Here is a 22,409-nt window from a genome sequence, read left to right as displayed (position 1 = left end):
TTCCGACGTTTGCAGTGTGCGCGGTTTTTCGCAGTTTCTCCAGCACCCTGTAGAAATGGGCAAGACAACGGCAGGAATGTGCATTGAGAGGAGCCTGCGCGCTCGCCACAATGAGCACCATCAGGCAGCCCTCCGTGCCGCCGGTTTTTTTCACCCACCTAAGGGAACGAACAATGAACAATTTTAATCTGCATACCCCGACCCGCATTCTGTTTGGTAAAGATGCTATCGCCGATCTGCGCGGACAGATCCCGGCGGATGCCCGCGTGCTGATCACCTATGGCGGCGGCAGCGTGAAGAAGAACGGCGTGCTGGACCAGGTCTACAGCGCCCTGCAAGGTCTGGACGTGCGTGAGTTTGGCGGCATCGAGCCGAACCCGTCTTACGAAACCCTGATGAATGCCGTGAAAATCGCCCGCGACGAGAAGATCACCTTCCTGCTGGCAGTGGGTGGCGGCTCAGTGCTGGACGGCACCAAATTTATCGCCGCAGCGGCACATTACGATGAAGGCATCGACCCGTGGCACATCCTGCAGACTGGCGGCAGCGACATCAAAAGCGCCATTCCGATGGGTTCTGTGCTGACCCTGCCCGCCACCGGCTCCGAGTCCAACAAAGGTGCGGTGATTTCCCGTAAAACTACCGGCGACAAGCAGGCCTTTATGAACGAGCACGTGCAGCCGGTCTTTGCGGTGCTGGATCCGGTTTACACCTACACCCTGCCGCCGCGCCAGGTGGCGAACGGCGTGGTGGATGCCTTTGTTCATACCGTTGAGCAGTACGTGACTTACCCGGTGAACGCCAAAATTCAGGACCGCTTCGCCGAAGGCATTCTGCTGACCCTGATCGAAGACGGCCCGGTGGCGCTGAAAGAGCCAGAAAACTACGAGGTGCGTGCCAACGTAATGTGGGCCGCGACTCAGGCGCTTAACGGCCTGATTGGGGCTGGCGTGCCGCAGGACTGGGCGACCCACATGCTGGGCCACGAGCTGACGGCGATGCACGGTCTCGATCATGCCCAGACCCTGGCGGTCGTGCTGCCCGCGCTGTGGAATGAAAAACGCGACACCAAACGCGGCAAACTGCTGCAGTACGCTGAGCGCGTCTGGGGTATTACCGCCGGTTCGGAAGAGGAGCGCATCGATGCTGCCATCGCCGCCACCCGTAACTTCTTCGAGCAGATGGGCGTGCCAACACGTCTCTCCGGCTATGGTCTGGATGGCAGCTCCATCCCTGCGCTACTGGCGAAACTGGAAGAACACGGCATGACCCAAATCGGTGAGCATCACGATATTACCCTCGAGGTGAGCCGCCGTATTTACGAGGCCGCTCGCTAAGTGATTTTTCACGCTTACCTTTCGTTTTTCGGCATTTAGGCCAGGCTTAATGCACATACGCCACCAGGGGAAGTACCTCTGGTGGATGTCCCATGAAGGAGGAAAAATGGCAAACCAAACCGTAATCAAGCTTCAGGACGGCAACGTAATGCCCCAGTTGGGGTTAGGGGTATGGAAAGCCGGTAACGACGAGGTCGTCTCCGCCATTCATAAAGCACTGGAAGTCGGCTATCGCTCCATTGATACCGCAGCCGCCTATAAAAATGAGGACGGCGTGGGCAAAGCGCTGGCCAGCGCTGGTGTGTCACGCGATGAGTTATTTATCACCACCAAACTGTGGAATGATGACCAGAAGCGTCCCGCGGAGGCACTCCAGGAGAGCCTGGACAAGCTGCAACTCGATTTCGTGGATCTGTATCTGATGCACTGGCCAGTGCCGGCAATCGATCACTATGTCGAGGCCTGGAAAGGGATGATTGACCTGCAAAAAGCCGGGCTGGTGAAGAGTATCGGGGTCTGTAATTTCCAGGTCCACCATCTGCAGCGCCTGATTGATGAGACGGGTGTTGCCCCGGTCATCAACCAGATCGAACTGCACCCGTTGCTGCAGCAGCGCCAGCTGCACTCATGGAATGCGACCCACAAAATTCAGACCGAATCCTGGAGCCCATTGGCGCAAGGTGGCGAAGGGGTCTTCGATCAGAAAATTATCCGCGATCTGGCCGATAAGTATGGCAAAACCCCGGCACAGATTGTCATTCGCTGGCATCTGGACTGCGGCCTGGTGGTGATCCCGAAATCCGTGACGCCGGCGCGTATCGCGGAGAACTTCGCGGTGTGGGATTTCCGTCTGGATAAAGACGAGCTGGGTGAGATTGCGAAGCTGGATAAAGGCAAGCGTTTAGGGCCGGATCCCGATCAGTTTGGCGGGTAATGCCTCAAACGAGCCCGGTCTTCCGCCGGGCTCGTTTTAATCTATAAGCCAGACTGACATCTCGCCTTTCCGGGCAGGTCAGGCAATGTGCAAATGACGTTATACGCTTTGCCATCAAGTTCATGTGGTCCACCGGGACCGCCACCTAATTCTGCTTCATATTCCTTTCCGTTGGCACTCATCTGGAGCGAGGTGTGATACATCCAGTCCATCGGACCTATCGGCAGAAAAAAGATCCACTCATGCTGGCGCTGAAAACCAAACCGCCCCTTGTCGTCAGAAAGCGTCTGCTCACGCTCTAATGTTATTTTAGCGCCCGGCACTGGCTTACCTGTGCGGTCGATTAGACGTCCTTCCATCTCTGGCTGTGTCTGGCGGTGCATTATGCAACTGCTTAATGTCAGAGCAATCAACATCGCTCCTGCTATCTTCCCTGGTTTCATTTTGGGTCTCCTTCCCTTGTGCTGCTATCTGAATTCCCCAGTCAGGAAGACAAAAAAAGCCGGGTAGCGGCTTCGCCTTACCCGGCCTGAATGTCGGAATGTAGGCCCGGTAAGCGCAGCGCCACCGGGCATTTTTACCGTTTAACCGATCTTACGTTTTACACCCTTCTTCGCAGTCGCCCCGGCGTTCGAACGTTGATGCACAATCGGTGTGTGCTTGGTCAGGGCCGGACGGGTGTTGCGGTTCTGGCGACGCGCTTCGCGCATTTCATCCAGCGTAGGCGCAGGCACCAAGCAGTCGCGACGTGAGCCGATCAGGTGCTTTTTCCCCATCTCTTCCAGCGCCTGGCGGATCAGCGGCCAGTTAGCCGGATCGTGATAACGCAGCAGGGCTTTGTGCAGACGACGCTGTTTGTCACCCTTCGGGATCACCACATCTTCACTCTTATAACCAATCTTACCCAGCGGGTTCTTGCCGGTGTAATACATGGTGGTCGAGTTCGCCAGCGGTGACGGGTAGAAGTTCTGCACCTGATCCAGACGGAAGCGACGCTGCTTCAGCCACAGCGCCAGGTTCACCATATCCTCATCACGCGTACCCGGGTGGGCAGAGATGAAGTATGGGATCAGGTACTGCTCTTTCCCGGCCTGTTTCGAGTAGGTATCGAACAGCTCTTTAAAGCGGTCATAGCTGCCCATCCCCGGCTTCATCATCTTCGACAGCGGGCCTTCTTCGGTATGCTCAGGGGCAATCTTCAGATAACCGCCCACGTGGTGGGTGGCCAGCTCTTTAATGTAGCGCGGATCTTCCACGGCGATGTCGTAGCGCACCCCGGAAGCGATCAGGATCTTCTTGATGCCTTTCAGGTCGCGGGCGCGACGGTAGAGGTTGATCGTCGGCTCGTGGTTGGTATCCATGTGTTCGCAAATGCTCGGATAGACACAGGACAGGCGACGGCAGGTCTGCTCCGCACGCGGTGACTTACAGCGCAGCATATACATGTTGGCCGTCGGGCCACCCAGATCGGAGATCACGCCGGTAAAGCCCGGTACGGTGTCGCGAATGGCTTCGATCTCGTTGACAATCGACTCTTCGGAACGGCTCTGGATAATGCGGCCTTCGTGCTCGGTAAAGGAGCAACCGCCGAAGCAGCCGCGCATGATGTTGATCGAGAAGCGGATCATCTCGTAGGCCGGAATGCGGCTGGTACCGTATGCCGGGTGCGGTACACGCTTGTACGGCAGAGCAAAGACGCTGTCCATCTCTTCGGTAGAGAGCGGGATCGCCGGCGGGTTGAGCCAGATATAACGCTCGCCGTGTTTTTGCATCAGCGCACGGGCGCAGCCCGGGTTGGTTTCATGGTGCAGAATACGGGAGGCGTGAGCGTAGAGCACTTTGTCCGCTTTGACTTTCTCGAAGGACGGCAGCAGCACGTAGGTCTTTTCCCACGGCTTTGGACGCGGAGGCTGAACGGTGATGGCTTTCGCTTCGGCTTTCTTCGGCTCAACAGGCTTGTTATCCGCACACGGCAGATCTTCGCCGTACGGGTGCGGGATCGGGTCGATTTTGCCTGGCATATCGATGATACGGGAATCTACCCCGCTCCAGCCCGGCAGAGCCTCTTTCACCATGATCGCGGTGTTACGCACGTCGCGGATGTTACCTACCGGCTCGCCCTGCGACAGACGGTGCGCCACTTCCACCAGCGGACGTTCACCGTTGCCGAAGATCAGCATGTCGGCTTTGGAATCCACCAGCACCGAACGGCGCACGGTATCAGACCAGTAGTCATAATGCGCGGTACGGCGCAGGCTCGCTTCGATGCCACCCAGGATGACCGGCACGTCTTTCCATGCTTCTTTGCATCGTTGGGTGTAGACGAGCGTTGCGCGGTCCGGGCGTTTACCCGCCACGTTATCGGGGGTGTAGGCGTCGTCGTGACGCAGTTTGCGGTCGGCAGTGTAGCGGTTGATCATCGAGTCCATGTTGCCCGCGGTGACGCCAAAGAACAGGTTTGGTTTACCGAGGCGCATAAAGTCCTCTTTGCTGTTCCAGTCCGGCTGGGCAATGATCCCGACGCGGAAGCCCTGGGCTTCAAGCATGCGACCACAGATCGCCATGCCAAAGCTCGGGTGATCGACGTAGGCGTCGCCGGTCACCAGAATAATGTCGCAGCTGTCCCAGCCAAGTTGGTCCATCTCTTCACGAGACATCGGCAGGAAGGGTGCCGGTCCAAAGCAGGCCGCCCAGTACTGGGGCCAGGAGAAGAGGTCACGATCCGGCTGGATCAGGGAAATGGCGCTCATAATGCTTCCGAAGAAAAAATAGACAAAAGGAGCGGGATTATACGCTGGATCATTGGGGGAATTGAAGGAGTATTGTGCGGGGTGTTGTCCCCTCACCCCGGCCCTCTCCCCAAAGGGGCGAGGGAGAAAGAGGGCACCGAGCAGTTCCCTCTCCCCAGAGGAGCGAGGGTGAAAGCGTGCACCGGGCAGTTCCCTCTCCCCAGAGGAGCGAGGGAGAAAGAGGGCACCGAGCAGTTCCCTCTCCCCAGAGGAGCGAGGGAGAAAGAGGGCACCGAGCAGTTCCCTCTCCCCAGAGGAGCGAGGGTGAAAGCGTGCACCGGGCTGTTCCCTCTCCCCAGAGGAGCGAGGGTGAAAGCGTGCACCGGGCCGTTCCCTCTCCCCAGAGGAGTGAGGATGAAAGCGTGCACCGGGCTGTTCCCTCTCCCCAGAGGAGCGAGGGTGAAAGCGTGCGCCGATCGGTCCCCTCTCCCCTTTGGGGAGAGGGTTAGGGTGAGGGGAAAAATTTACGGCGCTGGATTGATTAACATTTGCCCAACCGAACCGCGGTCCATCATCTCCAGCGTCTGGCTGTGGAACAGGAACGGGAAGTGTGGCCAGGAGGGCTGACCGTAATAGACCAGCAGTTCAACCTGCCCGTCGACCCAAACGGTATCTTTCCAGCCTCTGTCTTCCGGGAATGGCATGGCGCCGTTGACGTTGCGCACCAGGAATTTCACCCCTTCGATATGGAACGACTGCGGCATGTCGGCACGGACCGTCCAGCGCTCCCAGGTGCCCTGTTGAGCGGTGATATCAATGCGGTTCACATCCCATAGCTGGCCGTTAATGCCCGGATCGTCACCGAGGCTGATATCCCGGCTGCGCACCGGGGTCCCGCTCAGCACGTCTTCCGGCAGCAGGCGCATCGGCAGGGTATCGGTCACCAGCGGCAGAAGTCCGGTTGGACGCAGGGTCAACACCAGGGTCGAGATCAGAATGCTCGACGGTTCAAAGAAGCCGCGCAGACGGTCAACGATGCTCGCCGCCTCGCCACAGGTGATCGACACTTCGTCGCCGTTGGTCATATCCACCAGGATTTCGCGGCGCTCGCCCGGCGCCAGCGCCAGTTGCTTAACCGGCACCGGAGCCGGTAAGAACCCTTGATCCCCGGCAATCACGTGCAGCGCCCGGCCATCACTCATCTGCAACTGATAGCGCCGCGAGTTGGAAGCATTCAGCAGACGCAGGCGCACCCAGCCGCGGGATACCTCGACATAGGGACTTTGCGCGCCGTTCACCATCAGCGTATCGCCGACAAAACCGCCGCTGCCCGGCTCGCTGTACTCCGGCGTACCGAAGTTATCCAGCCGCTTATCCTGAATAATGATTGGGAAGTCATCAACCCCGTAGTGATTCGGGATCGGCAGGGATTTGCTGATCTCATCCTCCACCAGCCACATCCCCGCCAGGCCGGTATAGACCTGCTGCGCGGTGCGGTTTGGAGTGTTAGCGTGATACCAGAGAGTCGCCGCGTTCTGGCGAACGGGCAGGACCGGCGCCCAGTCAGCGCTCGGGGACATCATGCGCGGCGCACCGCCCAGCAGCGGGCCTGGTACCTGCAAACCGCTGATGGTCATGGCGACGTTCTCTGCCAGGCGGTTGCTGTAGATCAGTTTGACGTCATCCCCGCTCCAGACGCGAACGGTCGGACCAAGGTAGCGTCCGTTAACGCCCCAGACGTTCGCCCGCGTCCCCTGGGTGAACGACCAGTGGGTACGCTGTAACGTCAGGAACAGCGGCTGACCGCGGCGGGATTCGAGTAACGGCGGGATGGGCAGCGGCTGCTGCTGCCCGGCGGCGTTTGCCCTCAGCGGAACCGCACCTGCACAAAGGGCGATACCCGATGCCTGAATAAACTGACGGCGACTGAGTGACATATTAGCTCCATGTATAAACGTACTAACAACGCGGGAAGTCGTTTTCCCTGCAAACCGGCTTAAACCCTGCCAGCGGCTTCGCGTTCTGCGACTTCTTTATCGAGTTCAGCGATTTTGTTCAGCATTAATTCGCGGCAATGGGCCGCCAGCTCACGCACCTGATCTTTGCCATATTTACTGACATCGACCGGCGGCAGCATCTCGACGATAACCAGGCCGTTATGCAGGCGGTTCAGGTTAATCTTATTCGATGTGTTGGAAACACACACCGGAATAATCGGTACACCTGCCGCAATTGCGGCGTGAAACGCGCCAGTTTTAAACGGCAGCAGGCCGCGACCGCGGCTACGGGTCCCTTCCGGGAACATCCAGATAGAGATTCTGCGTTTTTTGAAGTGGTTTACCACCTCAGCAATGGTGCCGTGCGCTTTGGCGCGGTTGTTACGGTCGATCAGCAGGTTGCCGGTCAGCCAGTAGAGCAGGCCGAAGAACGGCACCCACAGCAGGCTTTTTTTGCCCACGGTGACGGTAGGTGGCTGAACGATTTTTGCCGCGGTTACCATATCGTAGTTGTTCTGATGGTTGCCGATATAGATAGCGTTGCCATGTTTCTCTGCCCCTTCTGGCAGACGCGTTTCGACTTTCAGGCCAAACAGCGGCCCCAGACGGGCAAACATGTGGCCAAACGTGGCAACATGCTTTGGATTACGCGGGCTGAACAGGCAGTAAATACAGCCGAAGATACAGACCAGAATGCAGTAAATAACGGCAAGAATAGAACGAACAATTAATAGCATAGCGACCTCAAAAACCCCTGACAGTTGACGATTATACTGCAACTATAAGCGGTTAACTGCTTTGATTTTATACCCGTCATACTTATGTGCAGGACAAAACGGTTAACTGTTTTGCCCTGCAACTCGCATTGTTTAGGGGTGTATAACGGATGTTTTTTTACGGCTCCCCCTCCTGAACGAAGGGGGAAGCGCGGTTACGCTTCGTTGTCGTCCGCGGTCGCCCGCTGCGGAGAGTCGATCTCCACGCGGTCAATGCGTTGCAGGCCGCGCATCAACGACCCTTTACGTCCACGTTCGCCCACCACTTTCTGCAGCTCTTCCGGGCGCAGTTTGATTTTGCGTTTACCCACGTGAATGGTCAGGGTGCTCTGCGGCGGCAGGATAAAGAGGTGCGCCAGGCTATCTGCGCCTGAGGCCGCGTCTGCCGACGAGATGTTGATGATCTTGTTGCCCTTGCCTTTCGACAGCTGCGGCAGGTCGCTGAGCGGGAACATCAACATCCGGCCAGCAGCGGAGATTGCCAGCAGCATATCGCTCTCGTTCTCAATCACCAGCGGAGCCATCACCCGGGCGTTATCCGGCAGGCTAATCAACGCCTTGCCCGCGCGGTTACGCGAGATCAGATCGTTAAAGGTACAGATAAAGCCGTAGCCCGCATCGGAGGCCAGCAGCAGCTTCTGCTCCTCGCCTTCCATCAGCATATGCTCAATGGTCGCACCCGGCGGCAGCGTCAGCTTGCCGGTCAGCGGCTCGCCCTGCCCGCGCGCCGACGGCAGCGTGATCGGATCGATGGCGTAGCTGCGCCCGGTAGTGTCGATAAAGGCCACCGGCTGGTTGCTCTTACCCTTCACCGCGGCTTTGAAGCTGTCGCCCGCTTTGTAACTCAGGCCCGGCGCGTCGATATCGTGCCCCTTGGCGCTACGAACCCAGCCGCTTTGAGACAGCACGATGGTCACCGGCTCAGACGGCTGCATGTCATGTTCGCTCATCGCTTTCGCTTCTTCGCGCTCGTGCAGCGGAGAGCGACGGTCGTCGCCAAACGCGTCGGCGTCGGCCTGCAGCTCTTTTTTCAGCAGGGTATTCATCTTGCGCTCGGACGCCAGAATCGCCTGCAGCTGATCGCGCTCTTTTTCCAGCTCATTCTGCTCACCGCGGATTTTCATCTCTTCCAGTTTGGCGAGATGACGCAGCTTCAGTTCGAGGATGGCTTCCGCCTGGGTTTCGCTGATACCAAAGCGCGACATCAGCGCCGGCTTCGGCTCATCCTCAGTACGGATGATCTCGATCACTTCGTCGATATTCAGGAACGCCACCAGCAAACCTTCGAGGATATGCAGGCGCTTAAGTACTTTCTCCAGACGATGGTTCAGACGACGGCGCACGGTATCGCGGCGGAACGTCAGCCATTCAGAGAGGATCTCCAGCAGGTTTTTCACCGCCGGACGACCGTCCAGCCCGATCATGTTCAGGTTGATACGGTAGCTTTTTTCCAGATCGGTGGTGGCGAACAGGTGGTTCATCACCGGCTCCATGTCCACGCGGTTGGAGCGCGGCACGATCACCAGACGGGTCGGGTTTTCGTGGTCGGATTCGTCGCGCAGGTCGTCCACCATCGGCAGCTTTTTATTGCGCATCTGGGCGGCGATCTGTTCCAGCACTTTCGCGCCGGAGACCTGGTGTGGCAGCGCAGTGATCACCACCGCGCCGTCCTCTTTCGTCCACACCGCACGCATGCGCACGGAGCCGCGACCGTTCTGGTAGATTTTGCGGATCTCCGCGCGGGAGGTGATGATCTCCGCTTCGGTCGGATAGTCCGGCCCCTGGACGATATCCAGCAGCTCGTACAGCGTGGTTTTCGGCTGCTCAATCAGGGTGATCGCCGCTTTCGCCACTTCACGCAGGTTGTGCGGCGGGATATCCGTCGCCATCCCCACGGCAATACCGGTGGTGCCGTTCAGCAGAATGTTCGGCAGACGGGCAGGCAGCATCTTCGGCTCCTGCATCGTGCCGTCGAAGTTCGGTACCCACTCCACGGTGCCCTGGCCCAGCTCGCTGAGCAGCAGTTCGGCATATTTAGAGAGACGGGATTCGGTGTAACGCATCGCCGCGAACGACTTCGGATCGTCCGGCGCACCCCAGTTACCCTGGCCGTCCACCAGTGGATAGCGGTACGAGAACGGTTGGGCCATCAGCACCATCGCTTCATAACAGGCGCTGTCGCCGTGCGGATGGTATTTACCCAGCACGTCACCCACGGTACGGGCGGATTTTTTAAACTTGGCGCTGGCATTCAGACCCAGCTCAGACATCGCATAAACGATGCGGCGCTGAACGGGTTTCAGCCCATCACCGATAAACGGCAACGCCCTGTCCATGATGACGTACATGGAGTAGTTCAGGTAGGCGTTTTCCGTGAATTCATGTAGCGCGAGGCGCTCTGCCATATCGCTCATTAAATGGGATTCCTCAACTCAGAAACCAGTTGGTTTCAGGCAATATTGCCGCAGATACTACCTCATCTGGCGAGTCGAGTCACAGAGAAAAAGGGGCCGCGCTGGCGGCCCCTTTGTGGGTTATTTATTCAGCTTGATAACCTGTTTCACGTCGATTTCGAAATCGTTCCACTCTTTGTCAACTTTACCCTGCAGCTCAACCTTATCCTGCGGGGTGACGGTCACGCCGTTCCAGCGCTTATTGTCGATCTCGACGTTCACCGTGCCGCTCTCATCGCGGAAGGTGTAGCGGTCGTCGGAGAGGCGCTCGGTGATGTTGCCGCGCAGTTTCACCCAGCTATCGTCCTTTAGATCCTTGACCTTTGCTGCGGTGGTGAGGTTGGCGTCGTTATCGACAAAACCGCCCTGCTGAGTTTGCGTCTGGGTTGCCGTCGCCGACGGGCCGTTAAACCCGCCCTGAGCCGCAAAAACCGGCGCAGTGGTGATCATCATGATGGCAGCAATAGCAGCGTATTTTTTCATCTTAACTCTCCCTTTAATGTCGTTTCGCAATCCATTAAACAGGGTAAACCTTAACAACTTCTTAAGCGGAAAATTTAAATTTTTTTACTGTACAGCGGAGCGTGACAGAGGGTTTACTGGCCTTATCAGGGAGGGAACATGCGCATTTTACTGGTAGAAGACGACAAGCTGATTGGCGACGGCATTAAGGCCGGCCTGACGAAACTGGGCTTTAGCCTGGACTGGTTCACCGAGGGTGAAACCGGCAGAGCGGCGCTCTACAGCGCCCCCTATGACGCCGTGGTGCTCGACCTGACCCTGCCCGGTATTGATGGGCTGCAAATCCTGCGCGAATGGCGGGAACAGGGCCGCAGCGAGCCGGTGTTGATCCTGACCGCACGGGATGCGCTCAACCAGCGCGTCGAGGGGTTGCGTCTGGGTGCCGACGATTATCTCTGTAAACCCTTTGCGCTTATCGAAGTGGCCGCCCGCCTTGAGGCGCTGGTGCGTCGCAGCCACGGGCAGGCGCGCAGCGAACTGCGCCACGGCGGCGTGACGCTCGATCCCAGCCGACTGGTGGCCAGCCTCAATGGCGAAACCCTGGTGCTCAAGCCCAAAGAGTTCGCCCTGCTGGAGCTGTTAATGCGCAACGCGGGCCGCGTGCTGCCGCGCAAACTGATCGAAGAAAAGCTCTATACCTGGGACGACGAGGTCTCCAGCAACGCCGTGGAGGTCCACGTTCACCATCTGCGCCGCAAGCTCGGCAGCGATTTTATCCGCACCGTGCACGGCATCGGTTATACCCTGGGTGACGCATGAAACTGACCCAACGCCTGAGCCTCAAGCTGCGGCTGACGCTGCTGTTCCTTGCCCTGTCGCTAACCGCCTGGTTTGCCGCCAGCCTTGTCGCCTGGCAGCAGACCCGCGATACGCTCGATAAGCTGTTCGACACCCAGCAGATGCTGTTTGCCAAACGGCTGCTGACCATGGATCTGGACGAAATCCGCGCCCCGGAACGGATGCGCGAGGTGCCAAAGAAAGCGAAACACGGGCGCCTGGACGACGATGCGCTGGCCTTCGCCATCTACTCTCCCGACGGCAGGATGGTGCTAAATGACGGTGAAAACGGGCGCGACATCCCATATCACTATCGCCGGGATGGGTTTGATAACGGCCAACTCAACGACGATAACGATGAATGGCGATTCTTATGGCTCACCGCGCCGGACGGCAAATACCGGGTCGTGGTCGGCCAGGAGCATGAGTACCGCCAGGAGATGGCGCTGGACGTGGTCAGATCGCAGTTTACCCCCTGGCTGGTGGCGCTGCCGATCATGCTGCTGGTGCTGATCGTCTTGTTAAGCCGTGAGCTCAGGCCGCTGAAAAAGCTGAGCCAAACCCTGCGCGCCCGCACTCCCGACGCCACCGACCGGCTGGCAACCCAGGGCGTACCCATTGAAGTGCGCCCGGTGGTTGACGCGCTCAATCAGCTTTTTGCCCGCACGCAGGCGATGATGGCCCGCGAACGTCGCTTCACCTCGGATGCCGCCCACGAGCTGCGCAGCCCGCTCACCGCCCTGAAAGTGCAGACCGAAGTGGCGCAACTGTCGCTGGACGATCCGCAGGCGCAGGCGAAAGCCCTGACCCAACTGCACGCCGGCATCGACCGGGCCTCGCGGCTGGTTGAGCAACTCCTGACGTTGTCGCGCCTGGATTCGCTGGAGAGCCTGGACGATGTTGAGCCCCTTAACATGGCCGATTTACTGCAGTCGGTGGTGATGGACAGTTATCATCCGGCGCAGCAGGCCGGGATCGAGATCCGCCTGAACATCCTCGACCCACAGGTCACCCGCACCGGGCAGCAGCTTCTCCTGAGCCTGCTGGTGCGTAACCTGCTGGATAACGCCGTACGCTACAGCCCGCGGGGTAGCCGGGTGGAAGTCACGCTCGACACCCACAGCGTTATCGTGCGTGACAACGGCCCGGGTATTGCCCCCGATGCCCTGACGCGGATCGGGGAGCGTTTTTATCGCCCACCCGGCCAGGATCAGACCGGCAGCGGCCTGGGTCTGTCGATTGTGAAGCGCATCGCTGCCCTGCACCGGATGACGGTCACGCTGGGCAATGGGCAGGACGGTGGATTTGAAGCCAGGATCGGCTGGTAGGCATTATTGCTGTTTCAGCAAAAGACTTTGCACATTTTGCTAATTTCACCGCACCGCTGTCGCGCGTAGAATGGCCCTCAGACTCGCTACTCTGAGGACAACTTAATGAGCAATATTCTGATTATCAACGGTGCGAAAAAATTCGCCCACTCCAATGGCCAACTGAATGACACCCTGACCGAGGTCGCGGATGGTTTCCTGCGCGACGCCGGGCATGATGTTAAGGTGGTGCGCACCGACGGTGAGTACGATATCCAGGCCGAAGTGCAGAACTTCCTCTGGGCTGACGTCGTTATCTGGCAGATGCCTGGCTGGTGGATGGGCGCACCATGGACCGTGAAAAAGTACATGGACGATGTCTTTACCGAAGGCCACGGCGCGCTCTATGCCAGCGATGGCCGTACCCGCTCTGATGCGTCGAAGAAATACGGCTCCGGCGGCCTGATTCAGGGAAAAAAATACATGCTCTCCCTGACCTGGAACGCCCCGATGGAAGCGTTCACTGAAGAAGATCAGTTCTTCCACGGCGTAGGCGTTGACGGTGTTTATCTGCCGTTCCACAAGGCCAATCAGTTCCTGGGGATGGAAGCGCTGCCGACCTTTATCACCAACGACGTAATCAAAATGCCGGATGTGCCACGCTATATCGCAGAATATCGCAAGCATCTCGCGGAAATTTTTGCTTAACTGGTGGCATGTTATCAGGAGAAATGACCATGCTTACCGTTATTGCTGAAATTCGCACCCGTCCTGGACAACATCACCGTCAGGCGGTGCTGGATCAGTTCGCAAAAATTATCCCGACCGTTTTAGAAGAGGCTGGCTGCCACGGCTACGCGCCGATGGTGGACACCGCCGCAGGCGTCAGCTTCCAGACCACAGCCCCGGACTCGATTGTGATGGTTGAGCTGTGGGAAACCGTGGCCCACCTCGAAGCCCACCTGCAGACCCCACATATGAAAGCGTGGAGCGAAGCGGTGAAAGGGGATGTTCTGGAAACCCATATCCGTATTCTGGAAAACGGGGTCTAACCTCCCCGGTATCGCCGGGCGGCGCTGCGTTTGCCCGGCCTGGGTTTTGCTGGTCCGGTAAGCGAAGCGCTACCGGGTAAAACGGCACCACATCGAAAGCCTGGTTGCGTAACGCTACCGGGCTTTTTTTATCACCTTGAGACTCACCTGCTATGCTTATTCCTGATTTCATTGTTATCTGGAGGAAGGAATGGGAATTTTTAACTTCGTTAAAGAAGCAGGTGAAAAGCTGTGGGACAACCTGACCGATCACAAAGGTCAAAGCGATAAAGTCTCTGAGCATCTTAAAAAACTCAACATCCCGGGTGCCGATAAGGTGCAGGTCAACGTCAACGACGGTAAGGCCGTAGTGACAGGCGACGGGCTCACCCAGGAGCAGAAAGAAAAAATTCAGGTCGCAGTGGGGAACATTGCGGGCGTCAGCGAGGTGGAAAACACCATCACCGCAACCGACACCCAGCATGAGGCCACCTACTACACGGTAAAATCGGGCGATACCTTAAGCGCCATCTCCAAAACCGTGTATGGCGATGCGTCGAAATACAACAAAATCTTTGAAGCCAACCGACCTATGCTCTCCAGCCCCGATAAAATTTATCCAGGGCAGACGCTGCGTATTCCTGAAGCCTGAAACGTAACGTCAATTTAGCGTCACATCGAGGGAAAAGGATGAAGATAGCCTGTCTGGGCTGGGGTTCATTGATATGGAAAAGCGGCCCACTCCCCGTCGCCGGGGAGTGGAAAACCGACGGTCCGTTGCTGCCCGTGGAATTTTCCCGGGTCAGCGATGGCGGTGAACTGGCGACGGCCATCTGTATGAACGCACCCGCCGTGCCGGTGCTCTGGGCGTGGCTCGACGCGGAAACGCTGAGCGTTGCCTGTCAGGCTTTGCGCGAACGCGAGGGGATCCCCGAGGAACGCTGTGACGGCATTGGCTCGTTGTTGATTGCTGGCCGCCCTACCGGTTTGCTCTCAGAATGGGCGGTGGAGAGAGGCATCGAGGCGGTGATCTGGACCGGGCTGCCGCCACGAAGCGCCTCGCTGGAGGGACGCGTCCCCACCGTAGACGAAGCCATTGTCTATCTGGACAGCCTGAGCGGTGAGGCCCGTCAGCACGCGCGGGACTATATTGACCAGGTGCCGGAACAAATCGACACCCCCTACCGGCGGGTCATCAAAGATGTGCTGGGGTGGTGATATCCTCACCCCAGCCGTTTTTTACCAGTACAATTTCCAGCTCTGGGTAAAGCGCACCAGGGCTTCAACGTAGAAGTAATCCCCCCAACTGGCGCACTCATCCACCCCTTTGTTGCTGGCGAGGTGATAGACCGAGTGCTTCAACAGGCCGTTGCCCTTCTCCTCTTTGCCCATCAGATAGTGCTTCGTCAGGGAGGACATAATCCCTTTCGCCCATGCCAGATAGCGCTCGCGGTCCGGGTCGGTTACCGGCAGATGCTTCACCAGCTCCAGCAGACCACACACCGCAATCGCCGCCGATGACGAATCGCGCAAGGCATCCGTGCCCACAAGGGCCAGATCCCAGTGACAGACGTAATCCTCCGGCAGGCGATTGAGGAAGTAGTTCGCCAGCCGTTTCGACAGGGCGATCATCGTCGCGTCGCCGGTATAGATGTAGCTCAGCAGGAAGCCGTAGATCCCCCACGCCTGGCCGCGCGACCAGCAGGAGTCATCCGCATAGCCCTGCTGGGTATTGCCGTAGCGCGGCGCGCCAGTAACTACGTCCATATAGTAGGTGTGGAAGGTCGAGGCGTCTTCGCGGATAAGGTAGGTTGCCGCCTGCATGACATGCGCTCTGGCGGCCTCGGCAAAGCGCGGATCGCCGGTCTGCTCGGTCGCCCAGTAGAGCAGCGGCAGGTTCATGTTGCAGTCGATGATCATCCGCCCGGCCTGTTCCGGGTCGGCCAGATCGCCCCAGGCCTGGATAATCTTCGCTTTTTCGTGGAAGCGTTCCAGCAGCGCTTCGGCGGCCAGCAGCGAGAAACCGCGCGCCTCGCGACTGCCGGTCAACCGCCAGTCTGCCACGCAGGAGAGCGTGTAGAGGAAGCCGAGATCGTGGGTGTTGGTGTCGCTGCGCCCGGCGATGCGCAGGCCAAACGAGCGGGTATGTTTCTCGGCCATGGCGCGGAATTTCTCCTCGCCGCTCATCTCCCACGCCAGCCAAAGCTGCCCGGTCCAGAAGCTGGTGGTCCACTCGACGTTCTCCGTCAGCGGGTAGTACCCCTCCTTGCAGGTTTCTGCCGGGAATTTGTCGCCGAACTCCGTTAAATGACGGCTAATCAGGTCGAGGACGTGGCTGCGCGCCGAGCTTAGCTCATCGCTGAACGCGCGTTCATCCACGGGCGCGGGAATATCGGCCAGACGTTCCTCGGTGATATGACTTAACATAATTCGATTCCTTCTTTGACGGCGTAAATTAGTGGTGTTCTGCAACGTTCAGCGTTTTAGCGCCGCGCCATTTGCTCTGGCAGGCGGATAACGTAAACGCAGAAATAAGGGTAAAGGTCAGCGCCGTGGCGCCCATGATGATATAGGTCTGCTCAAAGCCGATGCGGTCATACATATAACCGGCGGGGGACGACACCACGACGTTGCCGACGTAGAGCATCGCCTGATAGCCCAGCAGATACATGGTGGCGTTTACGCGCTTATCGAAATGCTCGGCAATATATTTGAATACCGACACCAGCAGGAGGCAGATTTCCAGGCCGTACAGCGGCTTAAGAACCGAAATTAACAGATGGGAGTCGCACATCCCGGAAATAATCAGCCGCGCCCCGACAATCAGACCGACGATCAATAATCCACGTTTCGCGCCGATAAAGTTCACGAACAGCGGGATCACCATATACATCACGAACTCCATGCCCGACTGCACGGTGCCGAGATAGCCAAATACCGCGTTGCCCTGGTGAACATCATCGAAGAAGGTAACGAAATAGCGGGAGAACTGCTGTTCGGCGATAAACATCATCCACGCCACGCCCGCCACATACAGGCAGAACGCCCAGAACTTGCGGCTGCGCAGTAAGGCATAGACATCGGCTGGCGCGATTTTCTCTTTGGTCAGCACCTCACCGGCATGCTCGGAGTTAGTGTTCACCTTCAGGCTCAGCAGGACGATGAGCATAATCACCGACGCCACGCTGCCCATAATAAAGTTGTACGCTGGCGAGAGGTTAAACAGCAGACCGGAAAACGAGGAGGCCACCGCCCAGCCGAGCGATCCCCACATGCGGATCTGCCCAAATTCCATGCCATTCAGACGGCTGAAACGGTCGGAATAGGATTCGCACGCCGCCACGCCCGCATACCAGGCGAAGCTTAAATAGAGCGCGCCGATAATAATCCCCAGCATGGTGTTAGACATTAACAGCGGCTGATAGACGTAAATAAAGAACGGCGCCATCAGGGCAGACATCGCCACCACAAAATAGAGCAGGTATTTGCTCATACCGATCTTATCCAGAATATAGCCGTAGATCGGTTTGAGAATAACGGAGAAGATGCCGTTCACCGCAAATACGGTGCCGATCACCGACCCGCTAAGATTGGCTTTTTGTCCGAGCCAGATTGCCAGCAGACCAATACTTGCCGACCAGGTAAAGAAATAGAGAAAGATAAAACTGCTGATTTTGTAATATTCAGTTTTGTTATTCATACCATCCTCGCCGATATCCAGGGTAAGGGCTTTATAAAATGAACGACAGCTGACGTTCGCTTCCAGGCACGCGAATGACGACCTGGTTATTGTTAATGTCCAGTTGAGGGGGTTCCGCCCTGTTTTTATTGTTAACGGAGGCGGTCACCGCGCAGCAGAGCCAGCTCTCGCCCTGTGGAACTGTGGTGGCGAGCACCGGAATGGCGGCGCAGTCGGCAAACATGACGCTGCTGTTTGGCGGCGTTACTACGCAGTCCGGCTGGCGGGTAACGGCAGGTGAGAGATCGACAATGGCGCTGCTACCGTTAGCTGCACTCAGATAACTGCCCCGTTCGCTCAGCTGCGGTTCGGTTTTCATCACCGCAAATCCACCTTCAACCGTTTGCAACGTGCGGGCGCTGTTGATGCGGTGCAGACGCAGATGCCACTCACCAAAGGGCACCAGCCAGCTCTCGATATGAACGTCATGCCACGGCGACCAGCGCGAAAAGATGTAATTCTCATCGATGCGGACCGCTTCGCACTCGCGGCGTCCGCGGAAGTAGTTATCGCCGTCGGCCAGCAGCAGCATGGAGTCACAGGCGGCATGCTTAAGGCCGAAACGCCCGCGCTCAATGGTGAAACCGAAACGGCTGGAGTAGGCAAATTTGGTGTATTTCGCCTCGGTGTTGACGTAGTTGTTCAGCTCCAGCTGCCCGGCGGTGAGCAGGGTGACATGATCGGTGTGGATCAGGATCTGCTGGGCATGGGGAATGACGCGCGTTTCAGCAAGCGTGGGCAGCGGCTGCTCGTCGGCCTGCCAGAACGGATGGCTCTCCGGCAGGGCCAGGATCAGATAGGTTTTCAGCGCCCAGTAGGGCGAACCAGGGGAGTTATAATCTTCGCACATCGCCAGGTTCGGGTAGGCAAAGCCGAGGGTCAGGATCCCATCGCGATCGGTAATCGGCTGCTGCTGCCACCACCGCAAATGACGGAGGATAATCCCCTTCACGATGCCCGGCGTGAACACTTCCAGCCCGGAGAAGGCCACTGCGCTCCAGAAGGCGACCATCGCGAAGCGGTAGGTCAGGCTGCGGCCAAAGGGCACCGAGGCGCCGTCGGGGGCAGACATATAAATAAAGTCTTCGGCAAACAGGGCGGATCGCTGACGCAGCACCTCTGACCGCGCCTCATCGCCGCTCAGAGTGGCGTAGATCAGGCCGTAGAAGTGAAATGCCATTGAGATGTAGTAATCCTTTGGCCGCCCCGGGCCGTCGGAGTACCAGCCATCGCCGAGATAATAGGCATCCATCATCGCAAAGCGCCGATCGATGGCCTGCTGGTCATAAGGCAGTCCGGCACGCTTAAAGCCGAGCTGTACCATGATGGCGAAGTAGTTCCAGTTGCTGTCCGGCATCGTCGCGTCGGTGATTTGGTTCAGCCAGGCGTGCAGGTTCATCAGTTCACGTTCGCTAAACCGTTCGGTAAGGTTCTCCTGCAACAGCGCCAGCCCCAGACCATAGGCCGCCATCTCCACCAGACGCTGATCGTAAGGCCCCGCCTCGCCCCAGTAACCTGCGCTGTGCGGGTCGGTGCCCTGTTTAATGGCGGCGATGTATTTGTCGCTGTACGGCGTGCTGTCACCGGCGGCCATCAGCGGAAACAGCCCCCACAATACGCGGGACAGCCCCTCCATCTGCGCAACATCCGTGGCGTAGTGCGCGCTGGTGTCGCCCAGCGAAAAGCGAGAACGGCCCGCCGGGAACTGCGTGTCTACCGCCGCAAGCAGGGTGTTCAGTGCCGCCACCAGATCCTGGCGGGATGACAACGGATTTGATTTTTCTTTGTTTGCCGCGCACATAGGTCCATCCTCGTAATCAACTGCGGCAAAGAATAGTTAATCAGCAAGGTGCAGAAATGTTAGCCGGGTCACAGGAGTGAGAGATGAATAAACCCGCAGTTAAGGAAATTTAAAAAGGTGGTTTATAAAGTGACAAGGAAAGGGAAAAGTTGAGTTTTATTGCACTATGCGTGAGACACCCACAGCGGAACATCTGGAGCTTATCGCCCTGAACGATACCATCGTGTCGTTCAGTCGTTTGTTCGCCAACACCGTGCGCTATCACCACTGGCACCAGTGTCTGGAAATTCTCTATGTCGAAGAAGGCTTTGGCGTGGCGATTGTCGATAACCGCCACTACACCATGCGCCCGGGGCGGCTGTTTTTCTTTCCGCCCTTTACCCTGCATAAGGTGATGGTGGATCCGCAGGCCGAAGCCAACTACCGCCGCACCATTATTCATCTCGACCAGCATGCGGTTCTGAAGGCGCTGCGTGATTTTCCGCAGACCCAGCAGCGGCTACAGAAGCTGTCGCAACGCGGGGGAGAAGCCTGGGTGGCGGATATGGCGCACTGCCACAGCCATCTCGATCATCTCTTCAGTTGTTACCCGCCGCCGATGAACAGCGAGCGGATCGCCAGCCTGCTGATCGGCCTGTTTGCCATGCTGCCGCATGACGATGAAGGCCAGCCCGGCAACAGCCGCGGCATCGCCAGCCAGGTGATGTTCTGGCTTGATGAGCATTATCAGCAAAAATTCAGCCTTGATGCGCTGGCAGAAGAGCTGGGGAAATCCCGCAGCTATGTGTCGCGGAAATTTCACGCCGAAACGGGGGAGAAGATCCACGATTACCTGAATACGTTACGCCTGCGTAAGGCCTGCGAGAGTCTGCTGCACTCTGATGCCAGCGTGCGGGATATCGCCGCGCGGGTGGGGTTTTCTGATGTGACCTATTTTATCAGCGCCTTTAAAAAGGGCATCGGAGAGACGCCCCTGCAATACCGGAAGAATCACGGTGCGGCCTGATCGCCTCGCCCCGGCTCTCGCCTGCGGGCAGAGGATGCAACATGAAAAAAGGCAACCTGGGTTGCCTTTTTGCTATTACCTTGCCAGAGAGGATCAGCCTTCGATATCCGCGAGGTCGCCCTTCTCCTGCAGCCAGTTGCGACGGTCTTCCGAGCGCTTCTTGGCCAGCAGCATATCCATCACCGCGTTGGTCTGCTGCTCATCTTCATCGCTGATGGTCAACTGCACCAGACGGCGGGTGTTGGGATCGAGGGTGGTTTCACGCAGCTGTAACGGGTTCATCTCGCCCAGCCCTTTAAAGCGCTGCACGTTCGGTTTGCCCTTCTTACGCTTGAGCTGCTCCAGCACGCCCGCTTTCTCTTCTTCCGTCAGGGCGTAATAGACCTCTTTACCGAGATCGATACGGTACAGCGGCGGCAGCGCGACGTGAACGTGACCGTTTTTCACCAGCGTTCTGAAGTGCTTCACAAACAGCGCACACAGCAGGGTAGCGATGTGCAGACCATCGGAGTCCGCATCCGCGAGGATACAGATCTTGCCGTAACGCAGTTGGCTCAAATCCTCGCTATCAGGATCAATCCCGATTGCCACGGAGATGTCGTGCACCTCCTGCGACGCCAGCACCTCATCGGAAGAGACTTCCCAGGTGTTAAGGATCTTACCCTTCAGCGGCATGATCGCCTGATATTCACGATCGCGCGCCTGTTTGGCTGACCCGCCTGCGGAATCCCCTTCCACCAGGAACAGTTCGGTACGGTTCAGATCCTGCGCGGTGCAGTCCGCCAGCTTGCCCGGCAGCGCTGGGCCGCTGGTGAGCTTTTTACGCACCACTTTCTTCGCCGCACGCAGACGCCGCTGGGCGCTGGAGATGGCCATTTCGGCCAGCATTTCCGCTGCCTGCACGTTCTGGTTCAGCCACAGGCTGAAGGCATCTTTCACCACGCCCGAAACGAACGCCGCGCACTGGCGCGAGGAGAGACGCTCTTTGGTCTGCCCGGCAAACTGCGGATCCTGCATTTTGACCGACAGCACATAGGCGCAGCGCTCCCAGATATCTTCTGCTGACAGCTTCACGCCGCGCGGCAGGATATTGCGGTATTCACAAAACTCACGCATCGCGTCCAGCAGGCCCTGGCGCAGGCCATTAACGTGCGTTCCGCCCTGCATGGTCGGGATCAGGTTCACGTAGCTTTCGGTCAGCAGCTCGCCGCCTTCCGGCAGCCACAGCAGCGCCCAGTCTACCGCTTCCGTATCACCGGAAAAGTTACCGATAAACGGTTTTTCGGGCAGGGTGGGCAAACCGTTTACCGCTTCGGCCAGATAGTCATTCAGGCCATCCTGATAACACCAGCGCTGCTCGCTGTTGTTAACCTCGTCCTTGAAGGTGATCTCCACCCCAGGACAGAGCACCGCTTTCGCTTTCAGAATGTGCGTTAAGCGCGAGACGGAGAAACGTGGGCTATCAAAAAAGCTTTCGTCCGGCCAGAAGTGGACGCTGGTACCGGTATTGCGCTTGCCGCATGTACCGATCACCTGCAAATCCTGCACTTTATCGCCATTTTCAAAGGCGATGTTGTAGACCTGGCCGTCGCGGCGCACGGTGACTTCAACGCGTTTTGACAGGGCGTTGACCACGGAGATACCTACCCCGTGCAGGCCACCGGAGAACTGGTAATTTTTGTTGGAGAACTTGCCGCCCGCGTGCAGGCGACAGAGGATCAACTCAACCGCCGGAACACCCTCTTCCGGGTGGATATCCACCGGCATGCCGCGACCGTCGTCGATGACTTCCAGCGACTGGTCGGCGTGCAGAATAACGTCGACGCGTTTGGCATGACCCGCCAGCGCTTCGTCGACGCTGTTATCAATTACTTCCTGGCCCAGATGGTTTGGGCGCGTGGTATCGGTGTACATCCCCGGACGGCGGCGAACCGGCTCAAGCCCGGTGAGTACCTCAATGGCATCAGCGTTATAGGTTTGCGTCATGATTTAAACTAGCA

Annotated in this window: 19 protein-coding genes; 9 read left to right on the top strand and 10 right to left on the bottom strand. The window is 58.0% G+C overall.

The features are described from left to right. The first annotated feature begins 173 nt into the window (after positions 1-173). Positions 174-1,337, top strand: coding sequence for an alcohol dehydrogenase (gene yqhD, locus C3F35_RS15450; RefSeq protein WP_032614129.1), 1,164 nt, complete (start codon positions 174-176; stop codon positions 1,335-1,337). Between the two features lie 106 nt (positions 1,338-1,443). Then, positions 1,444-2,271, top strand: a complete 828-nt coding sequence (dkgA, locus tag C3F35_RS15445) for a 2,5-didehydrogluconate reductase DkgA (protein WP_032614132.1) — start codon at positions 1,444-1,446, stop codon at positions 2,269-2,271. Positions 2,272-2,312: 41 nt separating this feature from the next. Here dkgA and C3F35_RS15440 read toward each other — a convergent pair whose 3' ends face one another. The 6 genes from C3F35_RS15440 to C3F35_RS15410 form a co-directional block, all read right to left on the bottom strand. Continuing rightward, complete coding sequence (locus tag C3F35_RS15440; protein ID WP_103792840.1) at positions 2,313-2,714, bottom strand: carboxypeptidase-like regulatory domain-containing protein; 402 nt, start codon at positions 2,712-2,714, stop codon at positions 2,313-2,315. A gap of 141 nt (positions 2,715-2,855) precedes the next feature. Then, a complete protein-coding gene (locus tag C3F35_RS15430) occupies positions 2,856-5,021 on the bottom strand; it encodes a YgiQ family radical SAM protein (RefSeq protein WP_103792839.1) in 2,166 nt (721 codons plus the stop codon). 503 nt (positions 5,022-5,524) lie between these two features. Further along, positions 5,525-6,937: a cell division protein FtsP gene (gene ftsP / locus C3F35_RS15425; protein ID WP_032614145.1), complete on the bottom strand. Its 1,413-nt coding sequence runs from the start codon at positions 6,935-6,937 to the stop codon at positions 5,525-5,527. Positions 6,938-6,996: 59 nt separating this feature from the next. Next, the gene (gene plsC, locus C3F35_RS15420; RefSeq protein WP_032614146.1) at positions 6,997-7,734 is read right to left on the bottom strand and encodes a 1-acylglycerol-3-phosphate O-acyltransferase; all 738 of its coding nucleotides are present in this window, start codon (positions 7,732-7,734) and stop codon (positions 6,997-6,999) included. Positions 7,735-7,928: 194 nt separating this feature from the next. After that, positions 7,929-10,187, bottom strand: a complete 2,259-nt coding sequence (gene parC / locus C3F35_RS15415; RefSeq protein WP_103792838.1) for a DNA topoisomerase IV subunit A — start codon at positions 10,185-10,187, stop codon at positions 7,929-7,931. A 120-nt stretch (positions 10,188-10,307) separates the two neighbouring features. Then, entirely contained in the window at positions 10,308-10,709 is a 402-nt protein-coding gene (locus C3F35_RS15410; protein ID WP_032614149.1) for a YgiW/YdeI family stress tolerance OB fold protein, read from the bottom strand. Positions 10,710-10,847: 138 nt separating this feature from the next. Here C3F35_RS15410 and qseB point away from each other — a divergent pair, with 138 nt between their 5' ends. The 6 genes from qseB (at position 10,848) to C3F35_RS15380 (ending at position 15,081) form a co-directional block, all read left to right on the top strand. Beyond that, positions 10,848-11,507, top strand: a complete 660-nt coding sequence (gene qseB / locus C3F35_RS15405; RefSeq protein WP_032614151.1) for a quorum sensing response regulator transcription factor QseB — start codon at positions 10,848-10,850, stop codon at positions 11,505-11,507. Continuing rightward, positions 11,504-12,853 carry a quorum sensing histidine kinase QseC gene (qseC, locus tag C3F35_RS15400; protein ID WP_103792837.1) on the top strand — a complete coding sequence of 450 codons (1,350 nt, stop codon included), beginning with the start codon at positions 11,504-11,506 and terminating at the stop codon, positions 12,851-12,853. Before qseB ends, qseC begins: the two co-directional genes overlap by 4 nt. Positions 12,854-12,958: 105 nt before the next feature. Beyond that, positions 12,959-13,540 carry an NAD(P)H-dependent oxidoreductase gene (locus tag C3F35_RS15395; protein WP_032614156.1) on the top strand — a complete coding sequence of 194 codons (582 nt, stop codon included), beginning with the start codon at positions 12,959-12,961 and terminating at the stop codon, positions 13,538-13,540. A 29-nt stretch (positions 13,541-13,569) separates the two neighbouring features. Beyond that, the gene (locus C3F35_RS15390; RefSeq protein ID WP_032614615.1) at positions 13,570-13,884 is read left to right on the top strand and encodes a putative quinol monooxygenase; all 315 of its coding nucleotides are present in this window, start codon (positions 13,570-13,572) and stop codon (positions 13,882-13,884) included. Between the two features lie 190 nt (positions 13,885-14,074). Next, positions 14,075-14,515: a peptidoglycan-binding protein LysM gene (lysM, locus tag C3F35_RS15385; RefSeq protein ID WP_032614158.1), complete on the top strand. Its 441-nt coding sequence runs from the start codon at positions 14,075-14,077 to the stop codon at positions 14,513-14,515. Between the two features lie 38 nt (positions 14,516-14,553). Beyond that, positions 14,554-15,081, top strand: coding sequence for a hypothetical protein (locus C3F35_RS15380; protein ID WP_103792836.1), 528 nt, complete (start codon positions 14,554-14,556; stop codon positions 15,079-15,081). A 21-nt stretch (positions 15,082-15,102) separates the two neighbouring features. Here the strand turns inward: C3F35_RS15380 and C3F35_RS15375 are convergent, their stop codons facing one another. From C3F35_RS15375 to C3F35_RS15365, 3 genes are read right to left on the bottom strand one after another with little or no spacing between them, the layout of a single operon-like run. Beyond that, a complete protein-coding gene (locus C3F35_RS15375; protein WP_032614167.1) occupies positions 15,103-16,290 on the bottom strand; it encodes a glycoside hydrolase family 88 protein in 1,188 nt (395 codons plus the stop codon). A 28-nt stretch (positions 16,291-16,318) separates the two neighbouring features. After that, positions 16,319-17,563, bottom strand: a complete 1,245-nt coding sequence (locus C3F35_RS15370; protein ID WP_072250816.1) for an oligosaccharide MFS transporter — start codon at positions 17,561-17,563, stop codon at positions 16,319-16,321. 31 nt (positions 17,564-17,594) lie between these two features. Next, the gene (locus tag C3F35_RS15365; RefSeq protein WP_103792835.1) at positions 17,595-19,403 is read right to left on the bottom strand and encodes a DUF2264 domain-containing protein; all 1,809 of its coding nucleotides are present in this window, start codon (positions 19,401-19,403) and stop codon (positions 17,595-17,597) included. A 166-nt stretch (positions 19,404-19,569) separates the two neighbouring features. Between C3F35_RS15365 and C3F35_RS15360 the strand changes: the two genes are divergently transcribed. Continuing rightward, on the top strand, positions 19,570-20,409 hold the full coding sequence (locus tag C3F35_RS15360; protein WP_103792834.1) for a helix-turn-helix transcriptional regulator: 840 nt from the start codon (positions 19,570-19,572) through the stop codon (positions 20,407-20,409). A 93-nt stretch (positions 20,410-20,502) separates the two neighbouring features. On the opposite strand, the gene parE is transcribed toward C3F35_RS15360, so the two are convergent. Continuing rightward, on the bottom strand, positions 20,503-22,395 hold the full coding sequence (gene parE, locus C3F35_RS15355; protein WP_032614175.1) for a DNA topoisomerase IV subunit B: 1,893 nt from the start codon (positions 22,393-22,395) through the stop codon (positions 20,503-20,505). Between the last annotated feature and the right edge of the window lie 14 nt (positions 22,396-22,409).

Source organism: Leclercia sp. LSNIH3 (genome assembly GCF_002935105.1).
Taxonomy (GTDB): domain Bacteria; phylum Pseudomonadota; class Gammaproteobacteria; order Enterobacterales; family Enterobacteriaceae; genus Enterobacter; species Enterobacter adecarboxylatus.
This window is presented reverse-complemented; position numbering and strand designations above follow the sequence as displayed.